We start from the raw sequence: 24,340 nt of genomic DNA on the forward strand, positions 1-24,340 counted from the left end.
GAGTATTATTTTTTTGCTTCTTTAAGTGTAATTGGATTGCTCAGTCTTAGTCCACTAGTTCAAGCAAACCCTACCCAAGGTTACTGCCAGACAGTTGATGACAGTGTATGCGGTTGGGGGATAGCAGTAGTTATCAGCCACAATATTGGTATGCTGGTGTTGCTTACGACCCGAAGAATGGCATATTTTCGATCTATACAGCCACATCGCGTGAACTGGCTATGCGCTCAGCAGCAAAAGAGTGCAAACAAATAAATGAGAATCAAAGAAGATGCTCCGAGCTTATTTCTAGTGTTTCTGGATACACAAAAGACAAAGAGCCTGGTACAGTGATTACCAAAGGACAACGTCCAGACGGTACATTCCAACTGAATCTTAGATACGGTTTAAATGGTCAGAAAACATTTTTCCCATCAAACTCTTATTCTGAAAAGAATGCCGAAGTGATTGGAATGGAGGATTGTGTGAACAAATATAAACTCAGCAATTGTGAGATTGTTTATAAAAATATACTACTTTTTAAAACATAACACATAAAAAACCACCCAATTTTTCAATCAGGTGGTTTGTAAAACTTAACTTTACGAATTATTGAGCTGCTTGTTGCTCTGCCTGAATCGCAGTCAATGCAATGGTAAACACAATGTCATCTACCAATGCACCGCGGGATAAGTCATTCACTGGCTTATTCAAGCCTTGTAGCATTGGACCAACACTCACCACATTGGCAGAACGCTGTACTGCCTTATACGTCGTATTACCTGTGTTTAAGTCAGGGAAGATGAATACATTGGCACGACCTGCAACTTGAGAGTTCGGTGCTTTAGAGCGACCAACACTTTCAACTGATGCCGCATCGTACTGTAATGGACCATCAATCAGTAAGTCAGGACGACGTTGTTTCGCAATTTCAGTTGCTTTCGCAACTTTTTCGACGTCAGCACCTGCACCTGAAGTACCCGTTGAGTAAGAAATCATGGCAATACGTGGGTCAATACCAAACGCTTTTGCAGAGTCTGCAGACTGAATCGCAATTTCAGCCAATTGTTCTGCATCTGGGTCTGGGTTAATCGCACAGTCACCGTACACATAGACTTCATCAGGTAACAGCATAAAGAATATTGAAGATACCAATGAATATTCAGGTGCAGTTTTAATGAGCTGGAACGCAGGGCGAACGGTATTCGCTGTCGTATGTACAGCACCAGACACCAAACCATCAACCTCATCAAGTGCCAACATCATCGTACCTAATACGACAGTGTCTTGCAGCTGTTCACGTGCTTGATCTTCAGTGAGTTTGCCTTTACGCATTTCCACCATTTTTTCGACATAATTTTCACGAACCAAGTCAGGATCAATGATTTCTAAGTCGTGTGGAAGCTCTATACCACGTGCTTTGGCAACATCAACCACCGCTTCTGGTTTTGCCAATAATACGCAGTGGGCAATACCACGTGATTGACAAATCGCTGCAGCTTGAACGGTACGCGGCTCATCACCCTCTGGAAGCACGATACGTTTTTTAGCTGCGATTGATTTTTGCACCAATTCATGACGGAACGCAGAAGGCGATAACCGTGGTTTGTACGAATCGCTAATTAAATGAGACAACCACTCTTGATTGATGTGGCTAGCTACAAAACGGGTAACTTGTTCTGCTCGTTCAGTATCATCTACAGGAATTTCGTTGCTCAGATTTAACAACTGTTGCGCTGTTTCAAATGTGCTCAACTTAGTATGTAAAATTGGCAAGCCATTTTTTATTGCCGCTTGGCAGAATTCTAAAGCTTGTGCGCTTGGCGCTTTTTGTTCAGTTAACACCAAACCTGCAAGTGGAATACCATTACTGCTGGCTAAGCTACTGGCAAGCAATACATCGACACGGTCAGAACCACTGATAATCAGTTCGCCTGCTACGAATTTATGCATTTCGTGTTCAATATTCGATGCAATTAAGCTGCTGTGTAATACACGACGCTGTGCTGCTTCACCTTGGTTAATCCATTCTGCTGAAATGTGCGCAGCCAAATCAGACATGCGTGGTACACTTAAAGTGTTGCTAAAAGGAACTAAGCCAATCACTGGCATGCAGTCTTTACCAATCATTGGATGTGTGGTTTGAATTTTGCTGACAAACTGGTTGGTGTCGCTAATTAAACGTAAACTTGGATCAAGCGTAACAGGAATTTGTGCAGAATCTTCTGGCAAACCTTTGGTACGCATGAACAATACGCCCGCAGTACGTTCACCAGACGCACCACCAAAGAAACGTAATTGATTGTCTACTTTTGACGCTGTTTTAACGGGGTTGTTGATGTCGGCATTGCTGACAATAATGACTTTCGCATCTAGTGCTTTGGCCAAATTTGCATTCAATTCAGTTGCAAATGGATCACGTCCGTTTGGTAAAACCCCTTCTACAATAATGATATCGTGATGTTTAGAAATTTCACGATGTAAACGGACTGCATCTTCAAGCAATTCGTCATTTTCATCATTTTTTAAACGCTCAGTCAGCGCAGCATAAGTAATTGGTTCAACCGTTTCATGCTTGAACAGATGACGATACAATGCCGTCGTGCGGTCTGCTTCAGGCTGTAATTCTTGTGAAAATGGTTTTAAGAAACCAGCTTTTATACCTTGGCATTCCAAAGCGTAAATTAAACCTAAACATGCTGATGTTAAACCAACACCAATTTCTGTAGGAACCAAAAGTATTGTTTTCATAATTTTTTCTAGATCGTAAAGGGACTGATTGAAAGTGGCTGAGCACTACGATTGCTTAAGCAATCGCAGCGTCACATTCAGACTTTTTTGCAGCTGACTTTAGCTCCTCTGCAACTTGCGCAGTTTCTTTCGCAATACGGCCTTCTTCGTCAGTTGGTACAACCCAAATTTGTGGGCCACCTGTGCCTGCATCAATACGACCTTCGGTACCGCGTTTTAAGCTGTCATTGCGTTCTTTACTGAAGTTAAAGCCGAAGTGTGGCAAGTAAGCGACCGTTTTTTCACGGATGTAAGCAGAGTTTTCGCCAATACCGCCTGTGAAGAATAAGCCATCTAAGCGTGGTAAACCACAGCTAAGTGCAGCTAAAGATTTAGCTAAACGGTAGCAGAATACTTCAATGGCAAGCGTTGCATCTTCGTTACCTTGTTCAGATGCTTCAATCAGGGTACGCATGTCATTCGATAGGCCTGACAAACCAAGTAAACCACTTTGACTGTTTAGCATTTTGTCAATTTTGTAAATATCCCAACCTAAGTTACTTGCAAGGAAGCTGTGTAAGCTTGGGTCTACATCACCACTACGCGTACCCATCACCAAACCTTCAAGTGGGGTTAAGCCCATAGACGTATCTACGCTTTCACCATTCCAAATTGCACAAGTCGAGCTACCATTGCCTAAGTGAGCAGTTAACCAGCCACCTTGTTTAAAGCTGCCAGCCAACTCTGAACCGCGCTCTGAAACGTATGCATGGCTTGTGCCGTGGAAGCCATAACGACGTACGTTGTGGTCGGTATATAGGAATTTAGGTACTGCATAACGGTAAGCATGTGCAGGCATCGTTTGGTGGAATGCAGTATCAAATACAGCCACTTGTGGAAGTTCAGGGAACAAACGCATTGTTGCTTGAATACCTACCAAGTGTGCAGGGTTGTGTAAAGGTGCAAGCGGAGTTGCTTCACGAATACGTTGTACGATTTCTTCGGTTAATAATTCTGCTTTGGTTAAAGTACCGCCGTGTACAACGCGGTGACCAATGGCTTGTGGCTTATATTGAGATAAGCGACCAAGAATAGTTTCCAATGCTTTTTCATGGTCAGCATGTGGAATAGAAAGTTCGAGCGGCTCACCACCTGAGGTAATGCCTTTAATGCGCGCATCAGCAGAACCTAGATTTTCTGCCAAACCAAAGATACGATCCCCAACGCTTTCAGATACAAGCGCATATTTGATAGAAGAAGATCCGCAGTTAATCACTAATACTGATGTAGTCACTTTTATGTACCCGAATTCTAATTGAAGTTATCCCTAGTCAATCAAGCTGCATTGCAATATATGGCAAATGGCAATCTATTGTGTTGCAATCTTGATCATTACGTATGTTTTATCATGGGTTTTTTATTGCTCCTAGATAGACTTTAGGAGATTAGACTTAAGCATTATCGACCATGAAATCAGAAATAATTAAAATTTATCAGTCCGAAACTTTCATTTTTCCATGAAATGATGGTCTAAAATTTCTGCTTAATTCCTGTTGTATTCTCTTAACATAGCACACTTCATTCTGCAGGCGAGTGGCAAACTGTTTTAAATTATTTCCTCAACTTTTGTCAGTTTATTTTGATTTGGCAGCGTATTTAATTTCTGACCAACGGACAATCACATAAGCAATCAGCGCCACCATAAAAAACACCAACATCATCCACGCCAAGCCTTGTAAGGTTTCAATAATCGTGCGGTAAATTTCCAGTACCCAGCGTTCTTGCGTCAGTTCAATCACAATTCTTTTGTCATTTTCGGCATAAGTAAGTGGCGTAATGTATTTTTCCATATCGTAAATACGAATGCCTGAAGATGTACCGACCACCATGCCTGCAAATTTAGTGTACTTTGCCCATGCTTCATGAATTGGGTCGTGAATGATGCGTGCCAAAATTGCATTGATGGAGTTAGAAAACAAACGCATGACAATGAATGACACCAGCAGAGCCAAAGCAAAGGTACTAATAATCAAATAATAAAACATAAGCATCGCCACTCTTTTTGATGATTTTTCTAATCGTGATGGTGTTTCTATTTTAGGTGAGCTGGGGGTAGAAATGTGTAGTCGAACTGTGTCTTAAAATAGTGTGTTCAAAAGAATTGAATAATGTTCAGCTTACTGTGAAACTGAACATTATGTTTGGCTATTACAAAATTACAGATTGATTTTATTGGCGGATTTGACCATCACCAAACACCACCCATTTTTGTGAGGTTAAACCTTCTAAACCGACAGGCCCACGGGTATGAATTTTATCGGTAGAGATCCCAATTTCAGCGCCTAAACCATATTCAAAACCATCGGCAAAGCGTGTAGAAGCGTTAATCATGACTGAACTTGAATCTACTGCAGCCAAGAATTGACGCGCTAAACTAAAGTTTTCAGTAATAATGGCATCGGTATGATGTGAGCCATATTTATTGATATGTTCAATCGCCTCATCTATGCCTGAAACCACTTTAACCGCCAAAATTGGACCTAGATATTCGGTGTACCAGTCTTCTTCTGTGGCAGTTTTGACAGTCGTGCCTAAAATCTTTTGAGTTGCAGGGCAGCCGCGTAATTCGACTTGTTTTTCTGCATACAGCTCGGCAATGCGTGGCAAGAATTGTGCAGCAACAGCTTCATCGACCAACAAAGTTTCCATCGCATTGCAGACACCATAACGGTGAGTTTTTGCATTCAAAGCAATAGGCAGGGCTTTTTGTAAATCGGCCTGTGCTTCCACAAATACGTGACAGTTACCATCCAAATGTTTAATCACTGGAATACGTGCTTCATTGCTGATCCGTTCAATCAGACTTTTACCGCCACGTGGCACAATCACATCTACATATTCAGACATGGTAATTAATTGCCCAACAGCAGCACGATCTGAAGTGTTAATCACTTGCACAGATGTTTCTGGCAAGCCCGAAGTTTTTAAACCGTGTTGAATTGCAGCAGCAATCGCTTGGTTCGATTTCAGAGCTTCAGAACCACCACGTAAAATAATCGCATTGCCTGACTTTAACGCCAAAGACGCCGCTTCTAGGGTCACGTTGGGACGTGATTCGTAAATCATGCCCACCACTCCTAGTGGCACCCGCATTTTACCCAATTGAATACCTGATGGACGGTAAGCCATATCAGTAATTTCTCCAATTGGATCCATGAGGCCAATCACATCTTTTAGACCTTGTAACATGCCTTTAAAACGTGCGGGGTTAAGTTCTAAGCGATCAAGCAGTGCGCTATCTAAGTTGTTGTTACGACCTTTGGTCATATCCATTTGGTTGGCAGCTAGAATAGCGGACTCGCTATTTTCCAACGCCGTATAAATAGCCGATAACGCATTGTTTTTAGATTGGGTAGAAGCGCTTGCTAAGACACGAGAGGCTTGGCGTGCTTGTTGTCCTACCGTTTGCATATATTGTTCAATAGACTCTTGCATAGCGGTTTGATCACTTAGAAATTTCAATTCGATATTAACAGTCTGTGCCTGCACAATGAAGCATCTCGGTAGAAAATCGACTAAATTGTTCAATCTTTAAATATTTTTCAATGCTTTCATCTTTAAAATAAATATTTTGAAATGCTTTATACTTTAAAAGTAGATGAGCGGTCATAGAAAATGTTGCGTATAAAATCAGCACCTGTATAGAATGATGCGATAACGACATTGATGTCATTCACAACAATAAGCAAGATGCCACTTTAATTCAGATAAGTGGGTAATCGTTCAATGACGAACACTTGCACAATAAAAATAAAATGCGCATGGAGGTAAGGAATATGAATTCCATGATCCAGATGGACACGGACGTACAGGACGCAAGTTCGCATCTCTGTTTTTTTGATATTTATGATAAACACAGTTTTAAACAACCCGCTCGCACCACTTGGATCAATGGCTGGAAAGTGGAATACATGGCGATTGCACAGCCTGAAACTGCTCATTTAACTCCTATTGTGATTGTTGGCGGGGCATTCCAGAATTTTAATTCTTATAAATACTGCGTAGAGCAACTATTTCGTGCTGGCCCGATTATTTTAATTGATATGCCTTCTATGGGGGCTAATCAGCAAATGATCAATGTTGAAACAGGTGAGTCTGCAGGAACGCTAGAACTGCATGATTTAGGTCAGATGTTGGGTGATTGGCTGGATATTGTCGGCTTAGATAAAGTATCCGTCATGGGCATGTCATTGGGTTCGGTGGTGGCGTCCTGTTTGGCAGATCAGCGCCCTGAATTGATTGACCGCATGATTTTAATGGGGGTGATGCAAAAGACCCGTAAAAGTTGGCGCATGTTGCTTGAAGAATCGCTGCATTTAATGAAAGAGCAACGCATGGATGAGTTTGGTCAGGCGGTGATTTTGTACTTGGTCAATCATGCCAAAATGGAACAAACTCGCATGTCTCCGACTGCTAAGCGTTTGTTTTACCGACAAATGGCCGACTTTACCGCCACAGAGCAAGATCGCTACGATGTGAACTGCAACCGTTTATTGCGTTTAACCAATGTGCCAATTCCACAATGTAAGGTTTTGGTGGCGTGTGGGCAATATGACAGTTTTACCTTACCACATGAAAATGCCAATTTCGCGTTGCAATGCCCGAACATGGAGTTTGCCATGATTGCCAATGCAGATCATGTGCCGCAATTACAGCGTCGTAAAGAAACCATGAATTTATTTGCGGCCTTTTTAAGCCATGAATCTATTCAGGAATTAGATGGCATTATTCCTATGACACGTGCCCAGTTGTTGACGATGGAACGTCGTGGTGAAGCGCGTATTCGGGTGCAAAATCCACAAAGTCATTTGCAGTATCGTCATTCTGATTTGAAAATTGCTACGCACATTGTCGATTTAAACTTCTTTGGTGTATTGCTTGATTTTGAAAATGCTGCGTTGGCTGCACAGGCAGCACAGTTTGAACGAGATATGGCCTTAGAATTACAGGATGAAGAAGGCAGTTTTGGTATTGAATGTTTAATTTTTGAAAGCCAAGGGCAACAATTACGTGCATTATTTAAGCATGGTAGTTTTGAAGTGGCAGAGCGTTTGTTACGTTATGTGGAACGTCAAAAAGCGGCTGCGCAAAATTTGGAATACGCCTGTTAGTAGTCGGTGCAATCATTGGCTGAGTTTGAAATTGTTCATAACAAATAGAAAAAAATAGCGTATTAAACCACGCTATTTTTTTTGTAGGCATGAATCATCCAAACTAAATCGCCTAAATGTTCTGTCGTTGTTTTTTCTAAAGAGGTATTTGAAAAATACAGTTGTGGTTGTTCTAGCTGCACCTGTTCAAAACCTGCGCTTTGAAAAAATTCAGTTAATTCCTGCGGAGATTGAAAGTGGAAGGTGAAAGCACTGCGTGATATCAACTTCAATAAACGGCTGCAGTTCCAAATAAAGTTGGCGAGCTTGTTCTTTACAGGTTCAGGGTAAATATCGGTTAAATAATGCAGTTCTGGAAAGTTTTGAGTGTAGTTACACATGCCATTTAACAGCTTATGTAGCATGTCTTTGGTAAAATAGTTAATTAAACCCTCACTAATAAGCACCAAGGGCTGCGAGTGATCAAAATATTCAAAAATGTTTTGGAAAGATTCACTGAAAATGTCACCTGTGAGCACTTCAGGTGCATCGTGGTCAATTTTTCGTAAGGCTTGAGTTTTAATTTGCGCCATATCGGGCAAATCCAGTTCACGGTAATTTAGTTCAGGATATTTTTGTCGAAAATTCCAGCTACGTGGTGACAGTCCTGATGCAATTTCGAGTACTTGTAGTTGTGGATGCTGCTGAATCAGTTGGCTCAAATGTGCATCAATCATTTGGTGACGTTGTTTGAGGGTGCTGCGCATACTGCCGCCCACATGACGTTCTGCCCAGTTTTCTAAAGGATGTACCAATTTGGCTAAAAACTTGCCTTTTCGGGTCGCAAATACAGGATGTGAAATCCCCATTTGATACCAGATATATCCCGTGTAGTGTGCGGTAAAAGAAATATGTCGATGTTTGGACAATGCAGTCGTGTCTGAGTGAGTTGGTTTATCATCCGAGTTATGCATTTCGGTGCTTTTTTCTGTTGCGATTTTGCTGTTCAGGAGTGTTTTTGTCATTTTCGTCTAGACCTTAATTGTTTGAATGGTGGTCGTTGTCTTTTTAGGCATGCTTTGACACTCAAGTTGCGGTGTCATGCATATACTCAAAATAGAATAAGTTCATCATAATCAAAAAGGAACACGCTGTCGTGTTCCTTTGTCGTATAAATGCTGTGAAAAAAGTGCAGGTGTATGGTTAGTTTGTGGCTGTCTCACGTTGCAGCGTTTTTAGTGCTACTTGAATAATTGGTCGGGTCGTGACTGGTTTGCGCTGCCAGTAGCGCGGCACTTTGTTCTTTAAATGCCAAGATACGATCACGGACGCTTCGCCATTCATCGCCTAAATCCAAAACATCAGTAATCTTAAACTCCGTACTGAGTTCGGGGATTTTACCGCGCATACGTTCTAAACGTGTCTGATTAGGCAAGGGTAAATCGGTAATCGCACTTAAAGCCAATCGTTGTGCTGCACGATTGTTGCAGACCAGTCCCATGTCACAACCTGCGACTAAAGCGGCATGAATACGCGCATCGGCATCACCTGCTACACAAGCGGCCTGCATGCTTAAATCATCTGAAAAAAGTACCCCATCATAGCCCAAGTCTTTGCGAAGCACTTGCTGTAACCAAAATTCAGAAAAACCTGCAGGGTTCGGATCGACCTGATCATAAATGACATGCGCAGGCATGAGAGCATCTAGTTGATTCTGCAGTTGCAGAAAGGTTTGCATATCCTGTTGCTGAATTTCGGCAAAAGAACGTGAATCTATCGCAGCAGCAACGTGAGAGTCGGCTTTAACTGAACCGTGTCCAGGAAAGTGTTTGCCTGTAGTTGCCATTCCCGCATGATGCATTCCACGTAAAAAGGCATCTGCCAAAGCAATAATATTGGCAGGACAAGCAGCAAAAGCGCGATCTCCAATTACATCACTGACGCCATTTAGATCTAAAACGGGCGCAAAACTAAAATCAATGCCTACTGCTAATACTTCGGTGGCCATCAACCAGCCACATTCTTCGACTAAATCTAAGGCACGTTCAGGTTCGCTTTGATATAACTCGCCAAATCTGCCCATAGCAGGCAATAAGGTAAAACCTTGTTTCAAGCGTTGTACGCGTCCGCCTTCCTGATCCACTGCAATTAAAATATCAGGGCGCACCTGACGCATGTGGTCGGTCAGATCGCGTACTTGCGCAGGAGATTGGATATTTCGGGCAAATAAAATCACGCCACCGACTTGCGGAGCGCTTAATAGTTCAATATCTTCTTGAGTAAGTTCTGTGCCAGCGATGTCGAGCATCAATGCGCCAATCATATTGGGTGTCCGTATTCGATTTTTATCAATAAAAAAACAATACCTGAATTCTGCAATGATTTGCTACATTTTGACAGCACAGATTATGATAAAACTACACGACAGACCTAAATTAAGTTGTATAAGATTTTGAATCTGCTCAATTCATTGTGAAAAGCAGAGATTGGTCAAAAACCAAGGACGTAAATATTTTTATGAAACTTCAAACCATCGCTTGTGCGGTTGCGATAGCAACTGGCGGTTTTTTCTTTTCTCACGCCATTAACGAGGCAATTGCAGCCAATAATACCGCTGTCGTTGCTAACAGTATTGTGCCGACGCAGGAGCAAGCATTGGTTTCGCGTCAATTGGCGACCTTGGTCGATCGTCAGCATTATTTAAATCAGCGTTTAGATGCCGCGACGTCGCAGCGCATTTTTGATTTTTATATCGACAGTCTAGACCCAGACCATACTTTGTTTTTGGCTAAAGAAGTTGAGCAATACCGCAAACAATATGCCCCAACTTTTGGTGCGTCCTTAAAGGCAGGGAATTTGGCTGGGCCGTATCAAATTCATGCACAGTATCGTGAGCGTTTAAAACAGTTTTATCATTTCATGTTGGCAGAGCTGAAAAAACCACAAAATTTAAAACAGCCAAATGTCAGTATTGAAACAGATCGTGAAAAAGCACCGTTCTTTAAAACAGAAGCAGAAATGCGTGCACACTGGCAAAAAATGCTAGTGTCACAGCTCATTAACCTGACCATTAGCAAAGAAGAAGAATTAGCAAAACAAAAAGCCATTAAAGACAATCCCGAATTGACCAATGGGCAAGATTTGGCTAGCCCTGAAGATTTGACTCCAGTGCAAACGTTAACCAAACGTTATACCCGTCAGTTAGAGCGTATGAATCGTTTAAAGAGTGATGATGTACTGGACAAAACTTTAAATGCGATGATGCTGACTTATGATCCGCATAGTAACTTCTTTCCGCCGGTTGATGCGATGGAGCTAAACCGTCAAACGACTTTACAGCTGGAAGGGATTGGGGTGTCGATTCGTCCTGAACGGGGCAATGAAGATTACACCAAAATTGAAACCATTGTTGAGGGTGGCCCTGCCAGCAAAACAGGGCAGGTGAAATCGGGTGACCGCATTATTGGTGTGGCACAAGATGGCGAAAAAATGGTGGATGTTGTGGGTTGGCCGAGCAATGAAATTGTTGGGCTGATTCGCGGTAAACGCGGCACCAAAGTCACTGTACGATTGTTGGGTGCAGGTGCGGCCATGAATCAGGCGCGTAATGTCACCATTATACGTGATGTGATTCAAGAAGAAGATGCGGGAGTTCGTTCGCGGACCATTGACATCAAACGTGATGGTCAAACCTATACCTATGGTGTGATTGAAATTCCATCGTTTTATTTGAATTATCGTGCGCGTCGGGCAGGTAATGAGTATCGCTCGGTGTCGGAAGATACCAACAATGCCCTGAAAAGTTTGGCGGCCAAAAATGTCGCAGGGATTATTGTCGATTTACGTAACAATCCTGGCGGTTCACTCGAAGAAGTGGCGCGTATGCTCGGGCAAGTGATTAAGTCTGGTCCTGTGGTGCAAATCCGTGATGGCAATGGCAATGTGAGTGTGTTTGAAGATGACGATGGCGGTGCACAGACTTATGCAGGCCCATTGGCGGTGATGATTAACTTAGCTTCAGCCTCTGCTAGTGAAATTTATTCTGCAGCAATTCAGGATTATCAACGCGGGATTGTGATTGGTAGTACCACCACAGGTAAAGGCACAGCGCAGGTACAACTTGACTCCTTGGCCTATGGTCAGGCGACCTTAACTCAACGTAAGTTCTACCGTATTACGGGCGGCAGTACTCAAAACAAAGGTGTGATTCCAGACATTAAACTGGTTGATATTTACAATGATGAGTTTGGTGAGCGTAAAGCTAAAAATGCCTTGAAATGGGATACCATTCCAACTGCGCCATTTAAGCGTGAAGGTTCAGTGCAGCCATATATCACCAAGTTGAGTCAATTATCACAGCAACGTGTTACGCTTGATCCACAATTTCAATATTTAGAACAACGTAAGCAAATTGCCAAACAAACTGAAGATCGCAAAAGCATTGTTTTAGATATTGAACAACGCAGAGCCGAGTTGCTGGCTTTGGAACAACAAACGCTGGCTGCGGAAAACAAACGCCGTCAGGAAACAGGTTTGAAACCATTTGCCAATTGGGAAAGCTATCAGGCATCCATTGATGCTTTGGCAGAAGCGCGTGCCAAAATGAAGGCAGCACAACGCCCTGCTTTGCCTGAGGAGGAAGCTTTTGTGATTGAAGCAGCACAGGTTTTGCAAGACTATGCCATGTTACAAAAAAGTGTTTCTGAGCCGAATCAATCTTAAAAATCTTAGAACCTTAATCAAATAGAGCCAGCAGCTAAAAGTTGCTGGTTTTTTTTCCTAAAGCGAAAAGTAAAGTGACAAGATGTGTGTATAGCTTTGAGTTAGACAGCTGTACGCAGTTTAAAATTGCCATTCTTTCGTGATGAGATATTAATATTTGACTATTGACCAAGGCGTAATTGTATTAGATTCTAAAGGCAATGCGGTCTTTGTTAGATCAATCCGCCGTTCAGGTTGCTTTTTAGTTATTGTTTATAAGAGAGTGTGAGATTGAGTAACCGAAAAGCAATAAAATATAACAGGTATGGATACATCTAATTATGCATGTACATTATGATTTGAGCTTGTTAATTGGCTCGGTGGCAATCTCAGTATTGGCCTGCTATTTTGCAGTGTCTGTTGAGCAAATGCTGTTTCAAAATGTACAACAACAACTCAAAAAAATTGCATTAATCATGAGTGGTTTGCTGCTGGGTGCGGCAGTGTGGTGTATGCACTTTGTGGGCATATTGGCATGCCAATTACCTGCACCGTATCAATTTGATCTTAGCTTTACGACCCTGTCTTTTATTATTGCATTTATCGCCTCTACGTTTGCGGTTTGGCTGACTGCGCGATCGACTTTGTCTATAGCACGCTTAATCCTTAGCGGCATTTTGATGGGGTTGGGCATTTCAGGCATGCACTATACGGGTATGATGGGAATTCAGGTAGAAGGTTACCGTAGTTATTATGATCCCACGATCGTTTTACTGTCTGTATTGGTGGCGATTGGTGGGGCAATAGTTACCTTTTGGTTTATGTTCCGTTCGAATTACAGCTTGCGGCGTCAGGCACAATATAAAATTTTCATTGCGGTGCTCATGAGTCTGAGCATTGTTGCCATGCATTATATTGGCATGGAAGCACTGCATTTTTACTCCACAGCCGAGTTGCCTCAATCAAGGAATTTCCAGATGGGGCAAGGGTCAGCCTTGTTGGTGGTCATTTTAGTGACCAGTCTTATTTTTGCTGCTGCGGTGGGCGTATCTTTATTGGAACTGCGCTTAGAAGAAAAAAGCAGACAATTGTCTTTGGCCAATCGAGAATTAGCCAATCAGGCAGTCAAAGATAACCTGACCAAATTGCCTAACCGTTCATATTTGGCCGAATATGCACAATTGCTTTTTTCTGAACATCGGCAAAAAAACACTAAAATTGCGTTTTTGTATATTGACTTAGACCGCTTTAAGGCGGTGAATGACGTATTTGGGCATCATGTTGGCGATCAATTACTGATTCAGCTGTCGAAACGTGTGCAATCCCACTTGGGTGAAAATACCCAGTTATTAAGAATTGGTGGTGATGAATTTCTTTTGGTGATAGAACATACCGATATTGCCGAAGCCACTGCCATTTCTGAAAAAATATTGGAACTGATTCAGCAAGGTTTTTTAATTGCGGGCAAGGTCATTCATATTTCAGGCAGTATTGGCATTGCCATGTATCCAGAGCATGGTACCAATTTGCAAGATATTTTAATGAATGCCGATGCCGCTATGCTGACCTCTAAATATCAGGGGCGTAACACCAGTTCAGTCTTTAATTATGATCTGGAGTTACTTGAGGCCAAAAGCCAAAGTAAGTTGATTAATGATTTATATAAAGCAGTTGAACAACAACAATTTAAGCTGTTCTATCAGCCAAAGTTTAAAGCCGCTGACCATAAAATTTGTGGTGTAGAAGCTTTAATTCGTTGGTATCACCCTGTGCATGGTTTACTTACCCCAAATATGTTTATTAAAGGGGCTGAAAAAACGGGTTTGATTATTCAAATTGGCTATTGGGCGCTAGAAGAAGCCTTTAAACAAATTCAAATTTGGGAAAGGTTGGGCGCACCGTTATTTCCTGTGGCTGTGAATTTATCGGCAGTGCAGTTTGAACATAAGCACCTGTTTTCTACTTTAGAAAACTTATTTAAACGCTATGAGATTCAACCTAAACACTTGATGATTGAAGTGACTGAAAGTACAGCAATGCATCATATTGAATCGAGTATTCGTAGTTTTGAACGTTTGCGTCAAATGGGGATTCAATTGGCGATTGATGATTTTGGTACAGGACATTCGAGTTTCTTGTATTTGAAGAAATTGCCCGTCGATGAGTTGAAAATTGACCGTGCTTTTATTTTAGACTTACGTTTGGACAGCAAAGAAGAATTAATTTTAGAAAGTATTATTCAGTTGGCGATTAAACTAGGTTTGACGGTGACTGCTGAAGGAGTGGAAACGCCGTTACAAGCTGAAATTTTAACCCGTTTAGGCTGTCAGCAATTGCAGGGCTATTTATTGGGCTTACCTATGGATGTTGAGCATTTAGAAGAGTTGTTTAAACATTCGACTTAAGTTAGCGATCATGCTACCGCTCAAGCTAGCGGCCAATTTCAGCGATGAAACAAGGAGACTATACTTTCGCTGAGTTGATGCAATTGGTCGGATTGACTCATCGAGCAACGTTCCAAAAGAATTATCTGAATCCTGCCATAGAATTAGGTTAGATTGAACGTACGATTCCAGAAAAACTGAAAAGCCCAAAGCAAAAGTATAGATTGAAAAAGTAACTATATTTTCATTTGTGAATAAATCAAGACCTATCAACGAACATTAAAATCCTTTTCAAATCTGCTACAATATCGCCAATTTTTCATATTGATCATTTTGATCTTATACACTGCAGTTCTGCAGTAGGTGTCTTGCATGAGTTTTAAAGATGAGTTAGCGGCGCAGGTCGCACAGCGACGCACTTTCGCGATTATTTCCCACCCCGATGCTGGTAAAACCACCATGACAGAAAAACTGCTGTTATGGGGACAGGCTATTCAGGTTGCAGGGATGGTAAAAAGCCGTAAGTCTGACCGTGGTGCTACATCTGACTGGATGGAAATGGAAAAAGAGCGTGGAATTTCCATTACCACCTCGGTGATGCAATTCCCATATAAAGACAAAATGATCAACTTGCTTGACACCCCAGGGCATGAAGATTTCTCAGAAGATACTTATCGGACTTTAACTGCGGTGGACTCTGCACTGATGGTGATTGACGGAGCAAAAGGTGTCGAAGACCGTACTATTAAACTGATGGACGTGTGTCGGATGCGCGATACCCCGATCATCTCATTCGTCAACAAAATGGACCGTGAAATCCGTGAGCCGCTCGAACTTCTTGATGAAATTGAAAACGTTCTAAAAATTAAATGTGTCCCGATCACCTGGCCACTCGGTACTGGCCGTGATTTTGCTGGTGTATTTAATTTAATCGAAGAAAAATTCTACGTGTATAAAGCCGGTTTCGGTTCAGTCATTACTGAGATTGAGGTGCGTGATGGCTATAACCATGCAGACCTACGTGAAAAAGTAGGTGAATTGGCATGGGCTGCATTTGAAGAATCACTTGAATTGGTACAAATGGCGAATGAGCCATTAGACCGTGAAGAATTCTTGGCAGGTCGTCAAACCCCTGTATTATTTGGTACAGCCTTGGGTAACTTCGGTGTAGATCATGTATTAAATGCTTTTAGTGAATATGCGCCGCCACCAAAAGCACATCCAACTCAAGAACGTATTGTAGAAGCTGATGAAGAAGGCTTTAGTGGTTTTGTATTTAAGATTCAGGCCAATATGGATCCGAAACACCGTGACCGTATTGCATTCATGCGAATTTGTTCGGGTAAGTATGAAAAAGGCATGAAAATGAAACATGTACGCATAGATAAAGATGTGCGTATTAGTGATGCTTTAACCTTCTTGGCAGGTGACCGCCAGCATTTAGAAGAAGCTTGGCCAGGCGATATCATTGGTTTGCATAACCACGGTACTATTCAAATTGGCGATACATTCACTTCGGGTGAGAAGCTACAATTTACAGGTATTCCTCACTTCGCACCTGAAATGTTCCGTCGTGTGCGTTTGAAAGACCCATTGAAGTCAAAACAGCTGCAAAAAGGTCTTAAAGAGCTTTCAGAAGAAGGTGCAACGCAAGTCTTTATGCCACAAAACAGCAATGATTTAATCGTGGGTGCTGTTGGTGTGCTGCAGTTTGAAGTAGTTGCCTATCGCCTGAAAGAAGAATATAAGGTCGATTGTATGTATGAGCCAGTCAGCATCAATACTGTGCGTTGGGTGTCTTGTGCCGATGAGAAAAAATTTAACGAGTTTAAGAAAAAAGCCCACGACCAATTGTCTGTCGATGGTGGTGGACACTTAACTTATCTCGCACCTAGCCGCGTGAATTTACAGTTAATGCAAGAGCGTTATCCTGATATTGAGTTTAGAAATACGCGTGAGCACTAAGTTAAAGCTTTTAAAAATAAAACAGCTTCATCACGAAGCTGTTTTATTATGGCTGGTGATTATTTTTAGATAAATACATTGGGGATGTCATGCTGCAAAAAACAGTCTATCTGGGAGTAATGTTGAGTGGAGCGATCTTACTCAGTGCCTGTGACTCATCTCAACAAAATAAAAATACAGATGAGCAAACCTCTATTTTACAGAAAGATCAGGCTGAAGTTTTACCTTATTTAAATATCAAACCACAGGCGGCAGATATTGCCTTGCCTTTTTGTGAAAATAAAAACTGCATTGAATTAGAACTGCAAACTTTAAATACCCAAGATGCATGGCTCAACAGTTGGATTGCTAAAAATCAGGCTATGGTGATTCAAGATCAAATTGGCTTAAAACAAAACATGAATTTGCAGCAAGCTGTAGATGCCTATGTGAAAAAATCCGATGCTTGGCAGGCGCAATTAGATCAAAATAAAGCTTATGAATTGGCGATGTACACCCGCATGGCATATCAACGCAATCAATATGTCTTGTTGCAAGTCGGGGTAGATAGCAAACAGGAAGGCACACAGGTCAAAGAACGCTATTATTTCTTTGTCGCAGATCGGAGGCAGCAAAAAGCCTTGTCTGTTTTAGACGTGATTGATGCCAAACAACAAACCCGTATGAATACTTTTGTACAGCAGGCCTATCAGGATTGGCTCAAAACACAAAGCAGTGACGTGCAAAAATCAGCACCTCCCAAACTGTATTGGGGGCAGGCAGATTGGTTTTTTGATGATCAGGGTTTAGGATTGCATTATCGCACCCATGAAATTGTCAAAGATGGCACGCAGTTAGACATTTACCTAAGCAAAGCACAAACACAACAAGTTTTAAAAGCAGAGATCTACCCATCTATGTTTTAGTAGATGAGTTTGATGATAAGCAAAAATTGATGAAATCAAGGTTGAATCCATGTTGAAAAATAAAAGTATTTTGGCGATCAGTATTTTAATTACAACTTTAGGGATCACTGCATGTCAGCCAAAGAAAACTGAACCTGAAGCCGTCGAGCCAGAGCAGACACAGACGGAACAGCAAAGCCTAAAGCTGGTCGGAGATACTGAAAAACTGAATTTGTCGTTGCCTAAATGTGATGGGAAAAACTGCCCTGAAATCTCAATTGAGCGTTTGAATAGCAATCAGGCCTTTATCGACCAATTTATTGATCAGAAAATTATTCAAGAATTGGCTCAAATTTTAGAAATTGCGCCACAGCAGGCGGTTTCTGAAGCTGCTGCAATTGAGAATGCAGCCACTGCTGCAGATGCACCTGCCAGCAACCCCACTGCAGCAGCCATTGCTCAAGTGGAAACTTTGGCGCAAAAATTAGAAAAACAAACCTTGCCTTATGTGCAAAGCTTTTTGGCGCTTGATCAGGAACTGAAAGCTTTAAGTTCAAATCATAAAATCAGTTTGATGATTAAGCCTAAAATTTTAAATGCAGATCAGCCTTTGGCAACCGTGGTATTGAATAGCAGCAGTTATTTGGGCGGAGCACATGGTGCATCGGCACAGCAATACTATAATTTTGATTTAGAAAAGAAAAAATTAGTGTTGTTAAATGACATTTTATTAGATAAGCAGCGTCCACAATTGGAACGTAAAGCTTACGAAGCGTTTAAACAATGGGTGATCGCATCTGAACTTTCCACCAATGTGCAAGAATATGAACAAGCGTGGAAATTTAAGCTGTCAGAAAATTACTACTTGGGTCAACAAGGTTTAATTTTGCAATATGCAGAATATGAAATTGGCCCTTATGTCGCGGGTTTACCGCGCTTAACCATTCCTTATGCAGAACTGCAGGGAATTGTAAAAGCTGCGTATTTGCCTGTAACAGAAGCAGCCTCTGAAGCAACCGCAAAATCTACCGAAGCAAGTGCTGCAAACGCAACAACCAAAGCGAAATCTTAATATGAGCATTGCGCTGTTTGATACGCATACCCATTTTGATGTACCTGATTTTGACTCAGATCGGGAGCAATTGGCGTATGCGGCAAAGGCAGCGGGCGTTGAACATTTGGTGCTGATTGGCTTTGTGCAATCACGTTTTCAAGATTTAATTGCCATACAACAGTTTTTAAATCAACTTGAGCAGGTGCCCCAAAGTCATCTTGCGCCAGGCTTGCATCCCTTTTATATCGAGCAGCATCAAAATCAACATCTACAAGATTTAGAACAATTTTTGCAACAACAGCATTGTGTCGCAGTGGGTGAAATTGGCTTAGATACTTTTTTGGCCGAACATAAACAGCCTGAAGCGTTTCAAAAGCAGAAAGATTTTTTTGCTACGCAATTGGAAATCGCACAGCATCGACAAAAACCTGTGCTGCTACATATTCGTAAAGCCCATGCTGAAACCTTAAAAATACTCAAACAGCAACAGTTTCAGTTTGGTGGTATCGCACATGCTTTTAGTGGTGGGGTGGAAGAAGCCAAAGCACTGATCAAATTAGGTTTTAAAATTGGTGTGACAGGGCAGATTACCAATCCTAATGCCAAAAAACTACGTCGCGTCGTGCAGCAAATTGGTGCTGAACATTTGGTTTTAGAAACCGACTGCCCCGATATGACGCCTTTATGCTGTCAGACAGATACTCAATCACGCACCCGAAATACCCCTGCAAACCTGATTTATGTCCTTGAAGGTTTGGCGGATTGTTTGGAAATTGCGCCGCAGACTTTAGCCGCACAGCTTTGGCAGAATAGTGTTCAAGTATTAGACTTGCCTAAACCTTAGATGAAACAACACGAAGTCTGCGAAACGCAGTAAAATGCCCACACTTTGAAATTAGATTTGATTGCAGCATGACAGACCTTCTTCAAGATGATGAATATGAACGCCGTTTTGCAGGTGTGGCCAAAATTTATGGCGACAGTGCTTTTCAGCATTATGCCCAAAGTCATGTCATGGTGATTGGAATTGGCGGTGTCGGCTCTTGGGCGGTTGAGGCGTTGGCACGTACAGGTATCGGTGAGCTGACATTGGTGGATATGGATGTGGTCGCAGCATCCAACATTAACCGTCAATTGCCTGCCATGAGTTCAACTTTGGGGCGTGAAAAAATTAATGTCATGGCAGAGCGTTGTCGTTCTATTAATCCACGTATCAAAATTAATTTGGTCGATGACTACCTCAGTCCAGACAACGTCAAAGTCTTATTGGCGACTGCACCTGATTTGATTTTAGATTGCATTGATGATGTAAAAGCTAAACTAGCGTTGATGCTGCATTGCCGTTTTAACAAGATTCCGTTGATTGTTTCGGGTGGTGCAGGTGGCAAACTTGATCCGTTGAAAATTCGAGTGGCAGATTTATCTAAAACCGAACAAGATCCGATGTTGGCCAAATTGCGCGCCCAATTACGCAGCAAAGGTATTTGTAAAAAACCAAAAGAAAAGTTTGGGATTACTTGTGTGTATTCTATCGACAATCCATTTTCTAGTGCCGATGTGTGCCCAAGCGCAGGCTTGCGCTGTGGTGGCTATGGTTCGGCAGTCGTGGTTACCTCCAGTTTTGCGATGGTAGCGGTGGCAGAAGTATTGAAAAAGTTAGATGCCTTACAGGCTAAAAATACATAAGTTAAAGCCATGCGAGGCATGGCTTATAAAAAAATCTTTGATTTTTGCACATCGCCAATGACTTTATTCAGTAGGTCGTTGTAGCTGTTGCTCTTTTAAATAGTCTTCTGTACGCTGCATTGCTGCTTGAATGTTGACTAGTGCTTGCTCTACATCTGCAAAGGTTTTTGCATTGCCACCACTTAAAGCCTGACGCCATTTACGTGCCCCAGGCAGGTTTTGGAATAAACCCAAAATATGGCGGGTAATGACAGAAAGTGGTGCACCTTGTTGTAAGCGTTGTTCAATATACGGCAACATGCGCTGCATAATTTCAAAACGGTCAGGCAATTCTAGCCCCCACAATTGTCCAAGCTCTGCCAGTAAATAAGGGTTGTGATAGGCTTCACGACCAATCATCACCCCATCGACATGCTTGAGGTGTTGTTGGGTTTCGGCAAGCGTTTTAATGCCACCATTAATTTCAATCAACAATTCAGGGCGGTCTTGTTTTAGACGATACACATCTTCATAACGCAGCGGTGGTACTTCGCGGTTTTCTTTAGGGGATAAACCTTGTAATAAGGCAATTCGGGCATGCACGATAAAGTTATTGCAACCTGTTTGAGCCACGGTATCCACAAAATGCAGCATCTCTGCATAAGAGTGCATGTCGTCAATCCCGATTCGATGTTTTACGGTTACAGGAATATCAACCGCTTGACGCATGGCGGCAATACACTCTGCCACCAAGTCTGGCTCTGCCATTAAACATGCGCCAATTTTATTGTTTTGTACTCGATCACTTGGGCAGCCAACGTTCAGGTTGATTTCATCATAACCCCAGTCTTGTGCCATTTTACTGCAGGTCGCAAGGTCTTTCGGATTTGAACCGCCAAGCTGCAACACAATTGGATGTTCTTCCTTGCTGTAATCCAAATGGCGCTTGGCATTACCAAATAAAATTGCGCCAGTGGTTACCATTTCAGTATACAGAATGATATTGGGGTTAAATAAACGTGCAAAAAAACGGTAATCGCAGGTAGTCCAATCCATCATCGGTGCCACGGAAATACGAGGTTTTATTGAGTTATCAATAAGTTGTGGATTTTTCAGGGCTTTATCTACATTTTGCATATTGCATTTACTCGCATTTTTACTCATATTCCCCCATATTTCAGTATTTCGGTGCACCGTATTTGCACCGTGAAATGGGTTTTGGGTCAGGGTGCAAATTTATGGGTACAGTTACAGAAAGAGTTCTGTCCACTGGTGTGAAAAAATACAGGGCGCAGGTGCGCGTGAAGCGACAAGGGCTGCCGAATTTTACAGAGTCTAAGACATTTAGTAAAAGGTCATTGGCTGAAGCATGGATCAAAAAGCGCGAATATGAACTTGAATTGAATCCTGAAATGATGATTTCTGCAAATATTTCAAAGGGCATGACCTTAGCTGCTGCTTTGGAGAAATATTTAAACGAAGTTGAAGGTTTTGGAAGATCCAAACGCATGGGACTGCGTTTTTTAACGCATTGGCCAATCGGACAGGTCAAAATTTCAGATTTAACCAGGAAAGATTTCACTGATCATACCTATTTAAGGCGAACAGGTTACCCAGAGATCGGTGCAGATCCTATTGAATCAAGTACTGCCTTGCAAGATTTGCAATATTTAAAGGTGGTTTTGACGCATGCGGATCTCGTTTGGGGTGAAAAAGTGAATCTTTTTGAGCTGGAACAGGCGATGAAAGGTCTTCGCAATGCACGTGTGATCACCAAATCCAAGAAACGTGACCGTTTGCCAACATCAAATGAGCTGCAATTACTGACCAATTATTTCTATAAACGTTGGAAAACAAGTAAAACGTCTATGCCTTTGCATCTGATTATGTGGTTGGCCATCTATACCTGCAGGCGTGAAGATGAATTGACACGACTTTTTTTGAATCAATTTGATCAGCACCACAATGAATGGAAAGTTTTTGATTTAAAAAATCCGAATGGCAGTGCCGGCAATCATAAAAGTTTTAAAGTGACTGAACAGGCTGAACGTGTCATTAAAGAATTAATGAAGCCTGATGTCCGTGATCAAATGCTTCGTTTAGATTCGGCAGATCCGTCGGTGTTGTTGCCATTGAATGCAAAATCATTTGCATCACGTTGGCGTGAAGCGATCAAGATGACCGGCATTGAAGATTTACGTTTTCATGATTTGCGTCATGAAGGAATTACCCGATTGGCTGAAGATGGTTTGACCATTCCCCAGCTGCAGCAGATCAGTTTGCATGAGTCTTGGGAAAGTCTAAGACGTTATGTGAATTTGAAAAGCCGTCGTGATCGATTGGATTTTGTGGAAGCCATGAAAGTGGCCAAAAAATTGGTATAAAAAAAGCCCCATTTATTGGGGCTTTATCAATGGTAACCAGTGCGTGATTTCATGTTCAAAATGACTTCCGATCCATAGACCTTCACCAATATATTTGGCGATTTTGAAATTCTGATCCTCATGCGGTGGTAAGTGTGCATGCGGTCTGTAAATTAAAACCTTTTCACCCTTTGGTGGAAATTGATCTTTTAAGCTGATCATTTGATACATATTTTGCATTTAGATCACCGCGATAAAATCAAAGTGTTTTAGGTTCATGTGCATTGGCGTGAACCAAGTTTTTACCCACATGGTGCGATTGAAAGTCAGTAAACGGTCTTTGCCATCTTCCTTGAAATATGTAATTCGACTGCCTTTGACTGCAACAATGGTGGCACCTTCAGGTTTTTGTGCCTTTAATTTTTCAATATCTGTTTCGTATTCCATCGGTTTGCCCTCAATGCACGCGTTTAGGCGTGCATATTTATCCAATCTTGTTTTGAAATCTGACTTTGCTTGTTCAGCCAAATTGCCACGTCTGTAATGTTCACCATGTAAGGGGCCTTTTTAGAATCCTCAGCCTTGAAGGTTGGGAAGGGCAGGTCTTGAAGTGCTGCACGCTTCTTTGCTGTTTCAATGTTCAGATGCGGTAAAAAGTCTTTTACGACCACCTCCAGTGCTACCACTGGAGACTGATACTTCATGGCCAATAAGAAACTAGAATCAAACTGATTCAATGCAGCGTTCATTTATGTTTGTTCCTCAGTAGCTGAATAATATTTTTTATCAATTTCAACGTAGTCTTCAATTGATTCATCCCAGATGGATAAATCAGCTTTACAGCAAGGAGAGACATAGATCATCACGAACTGTTCAGCACCTTCGCCTGTTTGCATATTGATCATTCGTGAATAAACATTTTTATAATGCAATGGTTTAATTGGTTCACCAGATCCGCATTGATCACATAAAAAACATTGATCTGCAGTCAGCTCAGGTAATGTCATTAATTCTTTTTGAGCACGGAAAGGATTAAAACCTTCAAATTCATCATCAAAATCATCTTCAAACATTTTTATTTCCCCTTAGTAAGAATTTGCCTGAGGTGCTGAATCCAGCATTTGCATTGTTTCTGCGTGAACTTCTGTGGTGTAACGTTCTTGGCCACTTTGATCTGTCCATGAGCGTGTACGAAGTTTGCCTTCGATATAGACTTTTGAGCCTTTTTTTAAGTACTGCTGGGCAATTTCACCTAAGCGGTTTTTGACCACGATACGGTGCCATTCAGTTTGTTCAATCCATTCACCGCTCTGTTTTTTTTGCCATTTTTCAGACGTTGCAATGGAGAAATTGCAAAGTGAACCGCCATTTGGAAAGCTTTTGCTTTCAGGATTGGCACCTAGTGTTCCAACTAATACGACTAAATTAACGCCACGCATTTTTATAATTCCCACAATTTATATTG

Annotated in this window: 21 protein-coding genes and 2 pseudogenes; 11 read left to right on the forward strand and 12 right to left on the reverse strand. The window is 41.8% G+C overall.

All coding sequences use genetic code 11. From position 1 onward, the window contains the following. Positions 1 to 221: 221 nt before the first annotated feature. Complete coding sequence (locus B2W49_RS03085) at positions 222 to 530, forward strand: hypothetical protein (RefSeq protein WP_291334310.1); 309 nt, start codon at positions 222 to 224, stop codon at positions 528 to 530. A gap of 58 nt (positions 531 to 588) precedes the next feature. On the opposite strand, the gene pta is transcribed toward B2W49_RS03085, so the two are convergent. The 4 genes from pta to B2W49_RS03105 form a co-directional block, all read right to left on the reverse strand. After that, the gene (gene pta, locus B2W49_RS03090; RefSeq protein WP_291334311.1) at positions 589 to 2,730 is read right to left on the reverse strand and encodes a phosphate acetyltransferase; all 2,142 of its coding nucleotides are present in this window, start codon (positions 2,728 to 2,730) and stop codon (positions 589 to 591) included. A gap of 55 nt (positions 2,731 to 2,785) precedes the next feature. Further along, positions 2,786 to 4,003 carry an acetate/propionate family kinase gene (locus tag B2W49_RS03095; RefSeq protein WP_291334312.1) on the reverse strand — a complete coding sequence of 406 codons (1,218 nt, stop codon included), beginning with the start codon at positions 4,001 to 4,003 and terminating at the stop codon, positions 2,786 to 2,788. A gap of 340 nt (positions 4,004 to 4,343) precedes the next feature. Further along, on the reverse strand, positions 4,344 to 4,754 hold the full coding sequence (locus tag B2W49_RS03100) for a hypothetical protein (RefSeq protein WP_019836819.1): 411 nt from the start codon (positions 4,752 to 4,754) through the stop codon (positions 4,344 to 4,346). A gap of 184 nt (positions 4,755 to 4,938) precedes the next feature. Beyond that, on the reverse strand, positions 4,939 to 6,204 hold the full coding sequence (locus tag B2W49_RS03105) for a glutamate-5-semialdehyde dehydrogenase (RefSeq protein ID WP_291334313.1): 1,266 nt from the start codon (positions 6,202 to 6,204) through the stop codon (positions 4,939 to 4,941). Between the two features lie 341 nt (positions 6,205 to 6,545). On the opposite strand from B2W49_RS03105, the gene B2W49_RS03110 reads away from it, so the two are divergent. Further along, positions 6,546 to 7,880, forward strand: a complete 1,335-nt coding sequence (locus B2W49_RS03110; RefSeq protein ID WP_291334314.1) for an alpha/beta fold hydrolase — start codon at positions 6,546 to 6,548, stop codon at positions 7,878 to 7,880. Positions 7,881 to 7,942: 62 nt separating this feature from the next. Here B2W49_RS03110 and B2W49_RS03115 read toward each other — a convergent pair whose 3' ends face one another. Together B2W49_RS03115 and nagZ are read right to left on the reverse strand one after the other, a co-directional pair. After that, positions 7,943 to 8,833, reverse strand: a complete 891-nt coding sequence (locus B2W49_RS03115; RefSeq protein WP_291334386.1) for a class I SAM-dependent methyltransferase — start codon at positions 8,831 to 8,833, stop codon at positions 7,943 to 7,945. A gap of 245 nt (positions 8,834 to 9,078) precedes the next feature. After that, the gene (gene nagZ / locus B2W49_RS03120; protein ID WP_291334315.1) at positions 9,079 to 10,182 is read right to left on the reverse strand and encodes a beta-N-acetylhexosaminidase; all 1,104 of its coding nucleotides are present in this window, start codon (positions 10,180 to 10,182) and stop codon (positions 9,079 to 9,081) included. Between the two features lie 194 nt (positions 10,183 to 10,376). Between nagZ and B2W49_RS03125 the strand changes: the two genes are divergently transcribed. From B2W49_RS03125 to B2W49_RS03160, 8 genes and pseudogenes are all read left to right on the forward strand, one after another. Next, the gene (locus B2W49_RS03125; RefSeq protein ID WP_291334316.1) at positions 10,377 to 12,581 is read left to right on the forward strand and encodes a carboxy terminal-processing peptidase; all 2,205 of its coding nucleotides are present in this window, start codon (positions 10,377 to 10,379) and stop codon (positions 12,579 to 12,581) included. A 317-nt stretch (positions 12,582 to 12,898) separates the two neighbouring features. Next, positions 12,899 to 14,965: a putative bifunctional diguanylate cyclase/phosphodiesterase gene (locus tag B2W49_RS03130; RefSeq protein ID WP_291334387.1), complete on the forward strand. Its 2,067-nt coding sequence runs from the start codon at positions 12,899 to 12,901 to the stop codon at positions 14,963 to 14,965. A 29-nt stretch (positions 14,966 to 14,994) separates the two neighbouring features. Next, a pseudogene (locus B2W49_RS03135) lies at positions 14,995 to 15,180 on the forward strand (Fic family protein); the annotation flags it as partial. 136 nt (positions 15,181 to 15,316) lie between these two features. After that, entirely contained in the window at positions 15,317 to 16,909 is a 1,593-nt protein-coding gene (locus tag B2W49_RS03140) for a peptide chain release factor 3 (RefSeq protein ID WP_291334317.1), read from the forward strand. A gap of 89 nt (positions 16,910 to 16,998) precedes the next feature. Next, the gene (locus B2W49_RS03145) at positions 16,999 to 17,814 is read left to right on the forward strand and encodes a hypothetical protein (protein WP_291334318.1); all 816 of its coding nucleotides are present in this window, start codon (positions 16,999 to 17,001) and stop codon (positions 17,812 to 17,814) included. A 49-nt stretch (positions 17,815 to 17,863) separates the two neighbouring features. Next, entirely contained in the window at positions 17,864 to 18,865 is a 1,002-nt protein-coding gene (locus B2W49_RS03150) for an RsiV family protein (RefSeq protein WP_291334319.1), read from the forward strand. Between the two features lies 1 nt (position 18,866). Beyond that, positions 18,867 to 19,691: a TatD family hydrolase gene (locus B2W49_RS03155; RefSeq protein WP_291334320.1), complete on the forward strand. Its 825-nt coding sequence runs from the start codon at positions 18,867 to 18,869 to the stop codon at positions 19,689 to 19,691. 68 nt (positions 19,692 to 19,759) lie between these two features. Further along, positions 19,760 to 20,533 (forward strand): tRNA threonylcarbamoyladenosine dehydratase, encoded by a 774-nt coding sequence (locus tag B2W49_RS03160; protein WP_291334321.1) that lies wholly within the window; start codon positions 19,760 to 19,762, stop codon positions 20,531 to 20,533. A gap of 63 nt (positions 20,534 to 20,596) precedes the next feature. Here the strand turns inward: B2W49_RS03160 and dusA are convergent, their stop codons facing one another. Next, entirely contained in the window at positions 20,597 to 21,649 is a 1,053-nt protein-coding gene (gene dusA, locus B2W49_RS03165; protein ID WP_291334388.1) for a tRNA dihydrouridine(20/20a) synthase DusA, read from the reverse strand. A gap of 101 nt (positions 21,650 to 21,750) precedes the next feature. Between dusA and B2W49_RS03170 the strand changes: the two genes are divergently transcribed. Next, on the forward strand, positions 21,751 to 22,896 hold the full coding sequence (locus tag B2W49_RS03170) for a tyrosine-type recombinase/integrase (RefSeq protein WP_291334322.1): 1,146 nt from the start codon (positions 21,751 to 21,753) through the stop codon (positions 22,894 to 22,896). 12 nt (positions 22,897 to 22,908) lie between these two features. Here B2W49_RS03170 and B2W49_RS12165 read toward each other — a convergent pair whose 3' ends face one another. From B2W49_RS12165 to B2W49_RS03190, 5 genes and pseudogenes are all read right to left on the reverse strand, one after another. Then, positions 22,909 to 23,115, reverse strand: coding sequence for a DUF551 domain-containing protein (locus B2W49_RS12165; protein ID WP_414630573.1), 207 nt, complete (start codon positions 23,113 to 23,115; stop codon positions 22,909 to 22,911). Then, positions 23,116 to 23,322, reverse strand: a complete 207-nt coding sequence (locus B2W49_RS03175; protein WP_291334323.1) for a hypothetical protein — start codon at positions 23,320 to 23,322, stop codon at positions 23,116 to 23,118. It lies immediately after the preceding gene. A 23-nt stretch (positions 23,323 to 23,345) separates the two neighbouring features. After that, a complete protein-coding gene (locus tag B2W49_RS03180) occupies positions 23,346 to 23,624 on the reverse strand; it encodes a pyocin activator PrtN family protein (protein ID WP_291334324.1) in 279 nt (92 codons plus the stop codon). Then, the gene (locus B2W49_RS03185; protein ID WP_291334325.1) at positions 23,625 to 23,948 is read right to left on the reverse strand and encodes a hypothetical protein; all 324 of its coding nucleotides are present in this window, start codon (positions 23,946 to 23,948) and stop codon (positions 23,625 to 23,627) included. Between the two features lie 27 nt (positions 23,949 to 23,975). After that, positions 23,976 to 24,314, reverse strand: a pseudogene (locus B2W49_RS03190) (single-stranded DNA-binding protein); the annotation flags it as partial. Positions 24,315 to 24,340: the final 26 nt, after the last annotated feature.

This window comes from Acinetobacter sp. UBA801 (genome assembly GCA_002296655.1).
GTDB lineage: Bacteria > Pseudomonadota > Gammaproteobacteria > Pseudomonadales > Moraxellaceae > Acinetobacter.